13 protein-coding genes are annotated in these 13,292 nt (G+C 69.8%); 7 read left to right on the top strand and 6 right to left on the bottom strand.

Going from position 1 to position 13,292, the window contains the following annotated elements; genetic code table 11:
- Nucleotides 1-164: 164 nt before the first annotated feature.
- Both MUG78_RS06470 and MUG78_RS06465 read left to right on the top strand, forming a co-directional pair.
- A complete protein-coding gene (locus tag MUG78_RS06470; protein WP_246993341.1) occupies nt 165-1,751 on the top strand; it encodes a Rieske 2Fe-2S domain-containing protein in 1,587 nt (528 codons plus the stop codon).
- A gap of 1 nt (nt 1,752) precedes the next feature.
- Nucleotides 1,753-2,937: a CaiB/BaiF CoA transferase family protein gene (locus MUG78_RS06465; RefSeq protein ID WP_246993339.1), complete on the top strand. Its 1,185-nt coding sequence runs from the start codon at nt 1,753-1,755 to the stop codon at nt 2,935-2,937.
- Nucleotides 2,938-2,946: 9 nt separating this feature from the next.
- Here MUG78_RS06465 and MUG78_RS06460 read toward each other — a convergent pair whose 3' ends face one another.
- From MUG78_RS06460 to MUG78_RS06445, 4 genes are all read right to left on the bottom strand, one after another.
- On the bottom strand, nt 2,947-3,603 hold the full coding sequence (locus MUG78_RS06460) for an AMIN-like domain-containing (lipo)protein (protein WP_246993337.1): 657 nt from the start codon (nt 3,601-3,603) through the stop codon (nt 2,947-2,949).
- Nucleotides 3,604-3,678: 75 nt separating this feature from the next.
- Nucleotides 3,679-4,515, bottom strand: coding sequence for an MBL fold metallo-hydrolase (locus tag MUG78_RS06455; protein ID WP_246993335.1), 837 nt, complete (start codon nt 4,513-4,515; stop codon nt 3,679-3,681).
- A gap of 9 nt (nt 4,516-4,524) precedes the next feature.
- The gene (locus MUG78_RS06450; protein ID WP_246993333.1) at nt 4,525-5,328 is read right to left on the bottom strand and encodes a CPBP family intramembrane glutamic endopeptidase; all 804 of its coding nucleotides are present in this window, start codon (nt 5,326-5,328) and stop codon (nt 4,525-4,527) included.
- Between the two features lie 38 nt (nt 5,329-5,366).
- Nucleotides 5,367-6,092, bottom strand: coding sequence for a DUF2470 domain-containing protein (locus MUG78_RS06445; protein ID WP_246993331.1), 726 nt, complete (start codon nt 6,090-6,092; stop codon nt 5,367-5,369).
- A 111-nt stretch (nt 6,093-6,203) separates the two neighbouring features.
- On the opposite strand from MUG78_RS06445, the gene pheA reads away from it, so the two are divergent.
- From pheA to MUG78_RS06430, 3 genes are all read left to right on the top strand, one after another.
- Complete coding sequence (pheA, locus tag MUG78_RS06440) at nt 6,204-7,136, top strand: prephenate dehydratase (protein ID WP_246993329.1); 933 nt, start codon at nt 6,204-6,206, stop codon at nt 7,134-7,136.
- A 1-nt stretch (nt 7,137) separates the two neighbouring features.
- The gene (locus tag MUG78_RS06435) at nt 7,138-7,779 is read left to right on the top strand and encodes a histidine phosphatase family protein (RefSeq protein WP_246993327.1); all 642 of its coding nucleotides are present in this window, start codon (nt 7,138-7,140) and stop codon (nt 7,777-7,779) included.
- A 152-nt stretch (nt 7,780-7,931) separates the two neighbouring features.
- The gene (locus MUG78_RS06430; protein ID WP_246993325.1) at nt 7,932-8,858 is read left to right on the top strand and encodes a hypothetical protein; all 927 of its coding nucleotides are present in this window, start codon (nt 7,932-7,934) and stop codon (nt 8,856-8,858) included.
- Nucleotides 8,859-8,991: 133 nt separating this feature from the next.
- On the opposite strand, the gene MUG78_RS06425 is transcribed toward MUG78_RS06430, so the two are convergent.
- On the bottom strand, nt 8,992-9,339 hold the full coding sequence (locus MUG78_RS06425; protein ID WP_246993323.1) for a metallopeptidase family protein: 348 nt from the start codon (nt 9,337-9,339) through the stop codon (nt 8,992-8,994).
- 2 nt (nt 9,340-9,341) lie between these two features.
- On the bottom strand, nt 9,342-10,457 hold the full coding sequence (locus tag MUG78_RS06420) for a septum formation family protein (RefSeq protein WP_246993321.1): 1,116 nt from the start codon (nt 10,455-10,457) through the stop codon (nt 9,342-9,344).
- A 56-nt stretch (nt 10,458-10,513) separates the two neighbouring features.
- Here MUG78_RS06420 and serS point away from each other — a divergent pair, with 56 nt between their 5' ends.
- Together serS and MUG78_RS06410 are read left to right on the top strand one after the other, a co-directional pair.
- Nucleotides 10,514-11,770 carry a serine--tRNA ligase gene (serS, locus tag MUG78_RS06415; RefSeq protein ID WP_246993319.1) on the top strand — a complete coding sequence of 419 codons (1,257 nt, stop codon included), beginning with the start codon at nt 10,514-10,516 and terminating at the stop codon, nt 11,768-11,770.
- A gap of 423 nt (nt 11,771-12,193) precedes the next feature.
- Nucleotides 12,194-13,285 (top strand): LCP family protein, encoded by a 1,092-nt coding sequence (locus tag MUG78_RS06410; RefSeq protein WP_246993317.1) that lies wholly within the window; start codon nt 12,194-12,196, stop codon nt 13,283-13,285.
- The last annotated feature ends 7 nt before the right edge of the window (nt 13,286-13,292 follow it).

Genomic DNA, 13,292 nt, shown 5'->3' with positions numbered 1-13,292 from the left:
GTTCTCGTTCCACCTTTACCGTCGATCCGGCTACTCGGCCACCGCCTATGCGCGCGGAATCACAGGACGGGCGGCGGTGCGCGGACCTTAGTCCCGGGCGCGGCGTCATCGCGCCCGGATAGGCTGAAGGCACAGCCTTGCACTATCCGAAAGGTCCTCCCACCGTGCAGATCACCAGCATCGGCCATGCCGGCTTCCACATCGAGACCGCGGCCGGATCCATCCTCTGCGATCCGTGGGTCAACCCGGCGTACTTCGCCTCGTGGATCCCGTTCCCGGACAACACCGAACTGGACTGGAAGGCCCTCGGCGACTGCGACTACCTGTACGTCTCGCACCTGCACCGTGATCACTACGACGAGCGCAACCTGATCGAGAACGTCAACAAGGACGCCACCGTCCTCCTGCCGGACTACCCGGTGCCGGATCTGCGACGCGACCTGGAGCGGCTGGGCTTCCACAAGTTCGTCGAGACCACCGACTCGGTGAAGCACAAGGTCAGCGGCCCCAAGGGCGACCTGGACATCATGATCATCGCGCTGCGCGCACCGGCCGACGGCCCCATCGGCGACTCCGGCATCCTGATCGACGACGGCGAGACCGTCGTGTTCAACATGAACGACGCCCGGCCGGTGGACCTCGACGTGGTCGAGGAGGCGTTCGGGCACGTCGACGTGCACCTGCTCCAGTACTCGGGCGCCATCTGGTACCCGATGGTCTACGACATCCCCCGCAAGTCGAAGGCCAACTTCGCCAAGCAGAAGCGCCAGCGCGGCATGGACCGGGCGCGCAGCTACATCGAGCAGGTCGGCGCCACCTGGGTGGTGCCGTCGGCCGGTCCGCCGATGTTCCTCGACGACGACCTGTTCGTGCTCAACGACTTCAACACCGGCAGCGAATCGGACCAGGCCAGTATCTTCCCGGACCAGGCCGAGTTCCTGGAGCAGATGGTGACGCACGGGACCGACGACGGCGAGCGCCATCGCGGCCTGATGATGGTGTCCGGTTCGGCGGCGCAGTTCCGCGGCTCGGATCTGGTGGAGATCGACCACCCGTACCCGCCCGAGCAGGTCTTCGGCGAGCACAAGGCGGGCTACCTCGAGAAGATGAAGGCCAAGTTCGCGCCGATCATCGCCGCGGAGAAGGCCACCTGGGCGGCGCCCGACGGCGACCCGCTGCTGCCGCAGCTCAAGGCGCTGTTCGAGCCGATCATGGCGCAGTCGGACCTGATCTGCGACGGCATCGGCTACCCGGTGGGTCTGGTGGTCGGCGAGGAGACTTTCGTCCTCGACTTCCCGCAGCGCACCGTCCGGATGCGCGAGGACGGCGACGGCAAGTACCGCTACGGCTTCCGCATCGCCCCGGAACTGGTGCGCACGGTGCTCCGCGACAACGAGCCGGACTGGGTCAACACCATCTTCCTGTCCACGCGTTTCACCACCTGGCGCATCGGCGGCTACAACGAGTTCCTCTACACGTTCTTCAAGTGCCTCACCGACGAGCGCATCGCCTACGCCGACGGCTGGTTCGCCGAGGCGCACGACGACGACGCCTCGGTGGACCTGGACGGCTGGACCATTCAGCGCCGCTGCCCGCACCTGAAGGCCGACCTGAGCAAGTTCGGCGTGATCGAGGGCGGCAAGCTGACCTGCAACCTGCACGGCTGGCAGTGGGACCTGGAGTCGGGCCGCTGCCTCACCTCGAAGGGTCACGAGCTCCGCGCCGAGCGGACCGCGGCGGTCGAGAGCTGACATGACGCTGCCGTTGGACGGCTTCACGGTGGTGTCCGTAGAGCAGGCCGTGGCCGCCCCCCTGGCCACCCGCCAGCTCGCCGATCTCGGCGCGCGGGTGATCAAGGTGGAGCGGCCGGACGGCGGTGACCTCGCGCGCGGCTACGACGATGTCGTCGCGGGCACCGGCGCGCACTTCGTCTGGCTCAACCGGGGCAAGGAGTCGTTGGCCGTCGACCTCAAGGCGGCGGCCGGCCGAAAGCTGTTGCGCCAGTTGATCGACGACGCCGACGTCTTCGTCCAGAACCTGGCCCCGGGCGCCGCCGAGCGCCTGGGACTGGGCGCGGCGACGCTGCGCGCCGACCACCCGGAGCTGATCACCGTGGACATGTCGGGCTACGGCGTCGGCGGCCCGTATTCGCAGCGCAAAGCCTACGACATGCTGGTGCAGGCCGAGGCAGGCCTGATCGCGATCACCGGCACCCCGGAGACAGCGGTGAAAACCGGCATCCCCACCGCTGACATCGCGTCCGGAATGTATTGCGCCCAAGCGGTTCTGGCGGCGCTGCTGCGTCGATCCCGGACCGGCGAGGGCGCCCAGATCGAGGTGTCGATGCTCGAATCGACCGTCGAGTGGATGGGCTACCCGATGTACAGCCGCATCCACACCGGCGTCGAACCGCCGCGGATGGGCGTCGGCCACGTCTCCATCGCGCCGTACAACGCCTATCCCACCTCCGACGGCGAGATCCTGATCGGCGTGCAGAGCGAAAACGGTTGGCGCGCACTGATGTCCGACGTCCTCGGGCGGCCCGACCTCATCGACGATCCCCGCTTCGCCACCAACATCGACCGGGTCCGCCATCGCGATGAGTGCGATGCCGTGGTCGCCGCCCTCACCGTGGAGTGGACCGCCGCCGACCTCAGTGCCCACCTGGCCGACGCCGGCGTGCCCGCGGCGGCGATCAAGGACGTCGGCACCGCCGTCGAACATCCACAGCTGCGTGCCCGCGATCGCTGGCGCACCGTCGACACCGAACACGCGGCCGTCGAAGCGCTGCTGCCGCCGGCCACCTTCGCCGATTTCGAGGCACCGATGGGCGCCGTGCCCGCGCTCGGCGCGGACACCCGCACCGTATTGGCGTCGATGGGTTGCTCCCCCGACGAGATCGACGCACTGGTCGCGGACGGCGTCGTCGGCGACTGACCTGCCCGGTTACCGCGCGATGTCGATGACCAGTCGCGTCGGGCTGCTCAACGCGCTCACCGCCACGGCGGGCTGCGCGGCGCTCACGCCGATGAACGCCAGCTGCTGTCCCTCGAAGACGCCCTCCAGGTTCACCTGCGTGATCCCGCCGACCCCGGCCACCGGGTTCGGTCCGCTGTACTCGGCCACGCCCGTATCGCCGGGATAGCCGACGCCGATCAGGGTCACCGCGATGACGGCGCGGCCCGGCACGATCACCGGATCACCGCTGCCGTCCTGCCGCGGATCGTCGGTGAACTGCACCCGCCACCCCGGCGTCCCGACGCCGCCGAATTCGAAGACCACGCGGTCGAAGCCGTCGTGGCCGCCCACCCGGACATCGGTCACGGTGAGCCGCGCGTTCGTCGACGCGTCGTGCTGCACGGGCAAGGTGCCGGTGATCGGACTCTGGGAAGTCTGAGTCTGGGGATTCGGAGTCTGGGCAGTAGAGGCATCGTTCGCCGGTCCCCCGTTCGTCGGGGACGCCGTCTCGGTGACCGTCACGCTCACGACGGACTGCGAGCTCGTGGTCGACGACGAGGAGTCCGCGTCGTCACCGCAGCCGGTCAGCACCGCCGCGGCAACCGTGGCCGCCACCAGCCAGGTCCCTGCGCGCCGTGTGTTCATATCGAGAATTGTCCACCAGGAATCGGCATAATCGCTGGTAACGGCGCAACCGTGACCAGATAGCCGCGGTCGTCGCTATCGGCGCGCGACCTCGTCGAACTCGGCCAGGTACTGGCCCACGATCACTTCTTCCACGGCGTCGGCGTACCAGGGGCGTCGCCCGTCGAGGCGGTAGACCACACCGCGCCCGATCATCTGCTCCGCGGTCAGGCCCTGGGCGAGGAGGTCGCGGATCCGCGCACCGCGCTCGTCGACCGCAGCGGTGTGCCGACGCAGATCGGCGAGGTATGCGGCCCGGTCGGTGTACGGGCCCTTGTGGTGGTAGGTGGTGTAGACGGCGGCGTCGATCTCCGCGCAGCGCGCCAGACTGGTCCGCACGTCCGACAGCCGCGACTCCAGATCCGCGTGCAACGGCCCGAACGACGACAGGTCGACGTCGGCCAGGAAGAACACGTCGTCCGGTTCCACGAAGAAGCCGCAGTGCCCGCCGGTGTGGCCGGGCAGCGGGATCACTCGGATACGGACGCCGCCGCCGACGTCGATCACCGTGTCGTCGTGCAGCGCGGTGGCGTCGGGCCGCTCGGACCACCGGAACTGGCGGCGCAGCTCCTCGCCCATCTCCTCGGGCGGCGAGTCCATGTAGCGGCAGAACTCCGCCCACGACTGCACGGCCGGCAGATCCCGCTGGTGGATCTGCACCGGCGCCGATGTCTCGCCCAGGCCCACCACATGGTCCTCGTGGTAGTGGCTGAGCAGCACCAGGTCGGTCTCGACGGCGGGCGCCTCCAGCGAGGAGTCGATCTGCACGGTGGTGTCGCCGCCGTGCACACGCACGGGATTGCCGTACGGGTACGCGCCGTCGTTGGTGCCGCGCAGCAGCACCACATGCTCGGAGATCCGAACTTCTTCCATGCCGCGACCCTAGCCCGTGAGCCAAGTGAGCTGTGGGGCGAGCAGGGCGTAACCGAGGAAGGCGACGATGTCGATCGTGGCGTGCGCGATGATCAGCGGCCAGAGTCGCGCGGTGGCCTGGTACCAGCGCCCGAAGATCAGGCCCATCACCACGTTGCCCAGGCCGCCGCCCCAACCCTGATACAGGTGGTAGCCGCCGCGCAGCAGCGCCGAGGCGGCGAGGGCCGCGTTCTGCCCCACCCCGAGTTGGCGCAGCCGCACCAGGAAATAGGCCACCACGATCACTTCCTCACCTACCGCGTTGCCGATCGCGATGAGGACCAGGGTGATGTACTGCCACCACGGTCCGCCGGTGTCACTGGCCACCAGTTGAGCGTTGAGACCGAGCACTCGGGCCACCGCGACGAAGCCGAGGCCGGGCAGACCGATCAGCGCGGCGAGGGCCAGGCCGGGCGGAACGTCACGCCCCGACGGCTTCGCCATCCCCACCAGCGGCAGCCGAATCCCGCTGCGCCACAACAGATAGACGCCGAGGCCGCCGATCGCCATCAGCTTGGCGGCACGCATCAGCTGGGCGATCAGGTCCAGGATGCCCAGCTGAGCCTGCTCCGGATTGAGCGCGACCGTGGTCTGCGCGATGCCGCCGCTGAGCTCGGCGTCGATCAGCGAGATGAGCGCGCCCAGCGCCGAGAAGCCGAACGTCAGAATCCCGACGATCACCAGCTCCCAGATCAGCGCGCGCCGCTCCACCGGGTCGCGCACCACCGGCACGTCCGGTTCCGGTGCCCGCGCCAGCCGCGCCCAGAGACTCACGCGGCCAGCCTAAACCGCGCGGAGGTTCCGGGCGCTGATCAGTGCCCGGCAGCCAGCCGGTGCAGCGCGGCCGACAGGTCGCCGATCCCGGTGCACGGCCGTTCGAAGGAGAGCCGGACATCGTCGTCGGACGACGGCGTCTCCACCCGAAAGGTGATGCCGAACCGATCCAGCCCGAGCGGTCGGACGCGTCCGCGCCGGAGGTGTTCGGGGAACTGGTCGGCCAGCCGCGTCACCAGGTCCGGGTGGTCGGCGTCCAGGTGCGCCAGCCACTGGCCTTCGTACTCCCAGAACAGATCCGGCTCCGCCGACGAGAGCGCACTGGCCGGCACCGCGGACGCCCCGGTGGCGGTGGCGATCACCGCGTCGTCGACGGCCAGCCGCAGCAGGCAGTGACCGTGGCCCACGTCGAGGAGTCGCGCGTCGGGATGGTCGCCGGCGATCTCGACGGCCAGCTCCCGCTCGAACTGCGCCGGCACCCCGTGCACGCGACCGGACAGCCACACCAGCGACCGCACCCGTTCGCGCAGGCTGATCGGGGCGCAGTCGGCGAGCTCGAGCATCGCGGGCACACCGTCGCCGCCGACACCTGCCGGCCCCGGGACCAGCAGAAAAGCCTCGGTCTCGAAGAGGTGGACCATGGCCACCGCGGTCGGCGCGCGGCCGTCCACCGACAGGGTGCCCTCCTGCGCCCGCCGGCAAGCGGACTGGATACGCTCGGCATCGCAGGGCACAGACACTGCGCTGGACTGGGCTCCCGACATGGAGCCTCCCTTCGTCTTAGGTTCGCCTAACTAAGTGTTACCTAACCTAGAGGCTGGCCCGCGGCCCCGTCAACAGCTCGCGCGAAATCCGTCACCGACTACCCTGGGCTTGTGTCCGTCTTCGCATACTTCGGTCCCGCCGGAACCTTCACCGAGATGGCGCTGAACCGACTCCTCGAGCGCGGTGTGACCGGCGACGACGAGGCGGTGAGCACTGTGCCCGCCGACTCCCCCGCCGCCGCCGTCGCCATGGTCCGCAGCGGCGCCGCCGACTACGCGTGCGTGCCGATCGAGAGCTCATTGGAGGGCTCGGTGCCCGCGACGATGGACGCCCTGGTGCCGCCGCCCGGTGAGCACCGCGTCCAGGCGTACGCCGAGGTGACGCTCGATGTCGCCTTCACCATCGCCGCCCGCGAAACCCTGGCCCCCGACGAGGTGCGCACGCTCGCCGCCTATCCGGTCGCCTCCGCACAGGTCCGCGAGCAGGTGGCCGAACGCTTCCCGAACGCCGCGTTCGTGCCCGCGTCGTCGAACGCCGGTGCGGCGCAAGATGTTGCGCAGGGCTTGGCCGACGCCGCGGTCACCACGCAGATCGCCGCGGACCTGCACGGCCTGGTTTCGCTGGCGCGCGACGTCGCCGATTCACCCGACGCCCACACCCGCTTCCTGCTCATCGGTCGGCCCGGTCCGCCCACGGCGCGCACCGGCGCCGACCGGACGTCGGTGATCCTCGACCTCACCAACGAGCCCGGGTCACTGGTCACCGCGATGACCGAATTCTCTTCTCGTGGAGTGGATCTCACGCGCATCGAGTCCCGACCTCGACGACTCGGCGGCTCCGCGCAGTACCGATTCTTCCTCGACGCCGCCGGTCATCTCGACGATGCCGCCGTCGGCGAAGCTCTGCGGGCGCTGCACCGAGGCGCCGAGCGCGTGGTGTTCTTGGGCTCCTGGCCCGTCGATCGCAACGGTGCGGCCGGCGCGCCCACCGATCACGCGGAGAGCCTGCGCTGGTTCGCCGCACTCGAACAAGGGGATGACTGACATGGCTCGCCTTTTCCTAGTCCGCCACGGCGAGACCACCGCCAACGTGCTGCAACAGCTCGACACCGCCCTGCCCGGCGCGCACCTCACCGATTTCGGTGCGCGCCAAGGCATTCGGTTCGGCTTGGACAACCCACTGGCCGCACCGGCCGTGCTGCTGAGTTCGGTGGCCAACCGCGCGCAGCAGACCGCCGAACTGATCGCCTCCGCGTGGGACACCGACACCGCTGCCATCGACGACGTGCACGAGGTACAGGTCGGCGACCTCGAGGGCCGCAGCGACCGTGCGGCGCACGAGCAGTTCCGCGACGTCGTCCACGCGTGGCATCACGGCGACCTGGACGCCCGCCTCCCCGGCGGCGAATCCCTGGAGATGCTGCGCGACCGCTACGTCCCCGTGCTCGATCGCCTCGCCACCGAGAACCTGCGCATCGAGCAGCCCCGCGACGTCTACGTGGTCTCGCACGGCGCCGCGATCCGGCTGGTAGCCGCGCACCTGGCCGGCGTCGACCCCGAGTTCGCGATGCGCAATCACCTGCGCAACACCGACTCGGTGGAACTGGAGCTGACCGGTGAGGGCTGGCAGCTGGTCCGCTGGGGCGCGCTCACCGACTTCACCCCCGAAGACAACCCGCTCGGCTGACCTGCGCCGTCGTTCTCGGTTCGCCCCGTCGGTTTCAGTCGAAGCTGTCGGTTTCAGTCGAGGCTGTCGTTCTAGAACGACGGGTGCAGCCGAAACCGACGGTGTGCGCGTGGCGAGGGAACCGAACCGGCCACTCCCCGCGTCTAAGCGGCATGGACTTGCCCGTCGACCGCTTCGGTATCGTTCGCCGCTCCCTCGTGCTGCGCCACGGCCACTCCGATGATCTGCTCAAATCCCGGACTCGGTCCGGAGAGCTGATCCACCTCGGCCACGGCGCCTATGCGCCCGCGGTTTCGGTGTCCGACGGGCCCGGGTACGACGACGCCGTCTACCGCCTCCGCTGCCTCGCCTTCGCCACCGCTGGGCGGGGCGCCCCTCCGGTGCTGTCCCACCAGTCGGCGGCTGCGCTGCACCGGTTGCCCCTGCTCAAACCCGATCTCACCCGGGTGCACCTGCTCAGCGGCCAGTCCGGACGCGGTTATCAACGCCACCAGCGGCACCTCCATCCGGGGCACGCGCTCGACCCGACCGTCATCGACGCCGTACGCGTCACGTCCCTCGAGCGCACCGCGATCGACGTCGCCTGCATCGGCGACTTCGCGCAGGCCCTCACCGCACTCGACGGCGCGCTGCGCCTCGGTGCGACGCTCGACGGCCTCCGGACCGAGCTCGCCACCCGGCGCCGCCGCGGTGCGGCGATGGCTCAGCGCGCTCTGGAGTTCGCCGACGCGGGCGCCGAGTCGGTCGGGGAATCCTGGAGTCGCGCCCAGTTCATCCTGGCCGGGCTGCCGCCCGCGCAGCTGCAGGTGCGGTACCGGTGTCGGACCCGCTCCCCGCGCGTCGACTTCTCCTGGGGCGACCGCCTCGTCGGCGAATTCGACGGCATGGTGAAGTACGGCCGCACCTACGCCCGCCCGGGTCAGACCCCGGCGAGCATCGTCGCGGAGGAGAAGCGCCGGGAGGACGAGCTACGAGCGCTCGGGGTGATGGTGGTCCGCTGGCTCTGGGTCGACCTGGAGCAGGGACGCGTGGTGCCGGAGGTGCTGCGCTGGCTCCGCTACTTCGACCTCGTCGGCTGATCGGCTCCGTCGTTCTCGGTTCGCCCTATCGGTTTCAGTCGAAGCTGTCGTTTTCGGTCGAGGCTGTCGTTCTAGAACGACGGGTACAGCCGAAACCGACAGGTTCACCGGAAAACGACAGTGCGGAGGGCGGTCAGCCCCAGCCGTGGGCGTCGAGCCAGTCGTCGTCGATCCCGAAGTGGTGGCCGATCTCGTGCAGCACGGTGACCGCCACCTGCTGGCGCACCTCGTCGGAGGTGTGGCAGATCGACAGGATGATGTCGCGGTAGATCGCGATGGTGTCGGGCAGGCCGCCGTAGTCGTGCGTGCGCCGCGTCAGCGCCACGCCGGTGTAGAGCCCCAACAGGTTCCGGTTCTCCGGATTGAACGGCTCGATCAGGATCACCACGTTGTCCATGGCCCGCATGAGTTCCTCCGGCAGGAGGTCCAGGGCTTCCCCGACGAGGATCTCGAACTTCTCATCGGACATCTTGACCGCCACGGTCAACCTCCTGCGGGAGCCGGCGCTTCCCGATCGCTCGGTGTGTATCCCGGCGGCAACGGCACCGGTGTGGGCAGCGCTCGGCCGGGCGGACCCTGGGCCGGCGCGGACGGCATCTTGCCGTTGATGAACAGCTGTTCGCGGGCATCGCCGACCAACTTGGCGAAGCCGCCGCGGTCGGGCAGCGCGACGTAGCAGACCACGCGGCGGCTGCCGGCGTGCCAACTGACCTCGGAGATCACCGACCACTGCACGTTCAGGGTGGTCGCCTCGAACTTCTTCTCCCCGCCGAAGAACCGGTTGGTCTGGTTGGGGCAGATGGTCTTCAGGTACTCGTTCTGCGCGGCGACGGTGGGCCACGGCTTACCCGAATCGCGACCACCGAAGCGCTGCGACAGATCGACGACGCCCGTGGTCTGGAAGGCGTGCGGTACGGAGCAGTCCACGGGTTGCGTGGTCGGCTTGCGGGTGGCGTCGTCGAAACCGATGCACGTGCCGTCGGGCCACGCGAAGGACTGGTCGACCGTGGCGGCCGCGCCCGTGGTCTCCTGCTGCATGCCGTTGGGACCGGGCTCCTCGATACCGCACCGCAGGACACGCGCGCCGCGCTCCCACTGCGTCTTCGACGGATACATCAGGCCCACGGCCAGCCGCCCCTGCGGATCCAGCCCACCGTTGCCCAGGTAGCGGTCGACGAGCACGCCGCACTGTTCGTCGCGAACGGTCACGAACCGCTCCGGGCCGGGCCACGGTGCAGTGGGCCCGAACTCGGCGCCCGGGAACTGCTCGGTGTCGACGGTGCCCGCCACCTCGAAGCGGTGGGGCTGCTCGCAGGACACCTTGCTCGGCGTGCCCGCGGTGTCGTCGGCCCAGGTCAGGCAGTCGCCGGGTGCCGAGCGAGTGAAGTCGGTCTCGGTGTAGGAGTTGCCCTCGCCGATGACCGAGTCGCCGAGTCCGCCGGCCTCGGAGAATCCGCCGCGCCACGCGATCACACCGCCGGTCGCAGCTGCGCCGACGAGGACCGCCACCAACACCGTGACAAGACGGGTCGCCGACACTCGCCGGCGCACCGCGCCGGCGTCTTCGGGGCCCTGGGGCTCAAGTTCGGGATCACTCATCGTCGTCCATCATGCCTGGCGATCGGGAACGCTGCGCTCCGAGTAGGGTTTGAGTCGTGATTGACCTGAAGATTGCGCGGGAGAATCCCGATCTGATTCGTGACTCGCAGCGCGCCCGCGGCGAGGATCCGGCACTCGTCGACCAGTTGCTCGACGCCGACGCCACCCGGCGCAGCGCGATCGTCGAGGCCGACACCCTCCGCTCCGAGCAGAAGGGTCTCGGCAAGCTCGTCGGCAAGGCGCAGGGCGACGAGAAGACCGCCCTCCTCGAGCGCGGCAAGGAGCTCGGCGCGCAGGTGAAGGCCGCGGTCGCCAAGCAGTCCGACGCCGAGCAGACCTTCAACCAGGTGCACCGCGCGATCTCCAACCTCATCGCGCCGGAGACCCCGCCGGGCGGCGAAGACGACTACCGGGTGCTCGAGCACGTGGGCACGCCCACCGAGATCGCCGACCCGAAGGATCACCTCGAGCTCAGCGAGTCGCTGGGCCTGATCGACATGGCCCGCGGCGCCAAGGTGTCCGGCTCACGCTTCTACTTCCTCACCGGACCGGGCGCGATGCTGCAGCTCGGGCTGCTGAACATGGCCGCCGCGAAGGCCACGGCCGCCGGCTTCACCATGATGATCCCGCCGGTACTGGTGCGCCCCGAGGTGATGGACGGCACCGGCTTCCTCGGCGCCCACGCCGACGAGGTGTACCACCTGGAGCAGGACGACATGTTCCTGGTCGGCACGTCCGAGGTGCCGCTGGCCGGCTACCACTCCGACGAGATCCTCGACCTGTCCGACGGTCCGAAGCGCTACGCCGGCTGGTCCACCTGTTTCCGCCGCGAAGCCGGCTCGTACGGCAAGGACACCCGCGGCATCATCCGCGTGCACCAGTTCGACAAGGTGGAAGGCTTCGTCTACTGCAAGCCGGAGGACGCCGCCGCCGAGCACCAGCGTCTCCTCGACTTCGAGAAGTCGATGCTGGCCGCTGTCGACGTGCCGTACCGCGTGATCGACGTCGCGGCCGGCGACCTGGGCAGTTCCGCCTCGCGCAAGTTCGACTGCGAGGCCTGGGTCCCCACCCAGAACACCTACCGCGAGCTGACGTCCACCTCGAACTGCACCACGTTCCAGGCCCGCCGCCTCTCCACCCGCTACCGCGACGAGAACGGCAAGCCGCAGACCGCCGCCACGCTGAACGGCACGCTGGCCACCACGCGCTGGCTGGTCGCGATCCTGGAGAACCACCAGCAGCCGGACGGCTCGGTGCGGATCCCCGAGGAACTGGCCCGCTTCACCGGCTTCGAGGTCCTCGAGCCGCGCTGAGCGCGCTCATCCTCGCCACGTCGGTATTCTGGCGAGGATGAATCAGCCTCCGCGACCGCCCAACCGGCGGGTGCCCGGCGGATCGGGCCGTCCGCCGGAGGCCGTTCCCCCTTCACCCGACCGTCCGCGCCTCCCGCAGCCGCCCCGTCGGCCCACGCATGCGGCGCGCGGCCCGTGCCGCCTCCGCCGCCGCCGACGACGCGGCGGCAGCCGCAGCGTGTGGTTCCGCCCCAGGGTCAGCAACCACTCCCGGGTCAGCAACCGCCGCGGCGGCCGGTTCCCGAAGCTCCGCGCACCACCTACGCGCCCGGCCCCGCGCAGCGGCCCGCCCCGCAGGCCTGGTCGCGGGAACCGTCGGGTCGCCCCGCACCTGCTCCTGGTCCTGCACCCGCGGCGGAGCCCAGCCGCTATGCGCCGCGGCAGGTGCCCGAGCCCATCCCGGCCGCCGACCGGCCCGGCGAGCATGCCGGCCAACGCTCGTCGCGTGCCACAGTGCACGACAGTGGGAGCCGTCCCCCGAACGCACCCCCGGCCGCAAAACCCGGTCAAGCCGGCAAGCCGAAGCGCAAACGCAAGCGCCATCTGCTGCGCTGGTTCCTGGTGGTGCTGCTGATCCTGGTCCTGCTGCCGGTGGGCGTCCTGTTCTACTACGACGCCCAGCTGCATCGGGTCGACGCGCTCGCCGCATATGCGGGTCGCCCGGCGGGCACGCCCGGCACCACCTGGCTGATCGTCGGCACCGATTCCCGCGCCGATCTGACCCAGGACGAGAAGGACAAGCTCGCCACCGGCGACAGCGACGGCGCCCGCACCGACACCATCATGCTGGCCCACCTGCCGCCCAGCGGCAGCGCGATGCTGATCTCCATCCCGCGCGATCTGTACGTCCCGATCCCGGGCATGGGCAGCCACAAGATCAACGCCGCCTTCAACGAGGGCGGTCCGCAGCTGCTGGTGCGGACCGTCGAGGACCTGTCCGGCCTGCGTATCGACCACTACGCCGAGATCGGCTTCGGCGGCTTCGACCGTCTGGTCGACGCGGTCGGCGGGGTCCAGATGTGCCTGGACCAACCGTTGCGCGACCCCAAGGCCGGACTCCGCCTGAAGGCCGGCTGCCAGACGCTCAACGGCGCGCAGGCGCTGGGCCTGGTCCGCACCCGGGCCTTCCCGAACGCCGATCTCGAACGCGTGGTGAACCAGCGCAAGTTCCTCACCGCGCTGATGCACCGCGCGATGAGCCCGAGCGTGCTGCTCAATCCGTTCCAGCTGTTCCCGTTCCTGAACGGTGCGGTGGCCGCGCTGACCGTCGCCGACGGCGACCACCTTTGGCATCTCGCGTGGCTCGGCTACAAGCTCACCGGCGACACGGTCACCACCACGGTCCCCACCGGCGGAAGCACCTACACCGACGACGGCGACTCGCTGGCCACCGACCAGTCGACGGCGGACTTCTTCGACTACCTGCGACGCGGCAAGCCGGTCCCCACCGACCTGCTCAGCGAGGGCGGCGCCTGATCAGGCG

The organism is Gordonia alkaliphila, assembly GCF_023017165.1.
GTDB lineage: Bacteria > Actinomycetota > Actinomycetes > Mycobacteriales > Mycobacteriaceae > Gordonia > Gordonia alkaliphila.
This window is presented reverse-complemented; position numbering and strand designations above follow the sequence as displayed.